Origin of the sequence: Mariniflexile ostreae, assembly GCF_042427585.1 — a bacterium.
In the GTDB taxonomy this organism is placed as follows: Bacteria; Bacteroidota; Bacteroidia; order Flavobacteriales; family Flavobacteriaceae; genus Pseudalgibacter; species Pseudalgibacter ostreae.
The window spans coordinates 371-691 of sequence record NZ_JBHMFC010000091.1 but is presented as its reverse complement, the minus strand read 5'-3'; the positions used below and the strand labels follow the sequence as shown (position 1 = coordinate 691).

The 321-nt window shown below is 47.4% G+C and carries 1 protein-coding gene; it reads left to right on the top strand.

Features of this window, described 5'->3' with window-relative positions:
- The coding region (locus tag ACFFU9_RS13340; protein ID WP_379861977.1) for an ATP-binding protein at window positions 1-321 on the top strand (321 nt) is incomplete at both ends.

Sequence of the window (321 nt, the reverse complement as noted above, 5' to 3'; positions counted from 1 at the left end):
ACCATCTATGCCAACACGGCCCGTTTATTAAAAAGGCTAAAGCTCAGCAAGGCCGATGGGACCTATTTAAAAGAACTGGCAAAGCTCCTAAAGGCAGACCTGCTTATCTTGGATGACTTTGGCCTACAGGCTTTTGACAGCTATGCGAGAGAATCACTTATGGACATAATCGATGACCGTTACAACAGGTCTTCCACCATTATCTTATCCCAGATCCCGGTCTCCGCCTGGTATGATATCATTGGAGAGGGAACCATTGCTGATGCTATCCTGGATCGGATCGTAAACTCCTCGCACAGGATAGACCTCAAGGGAGAATCG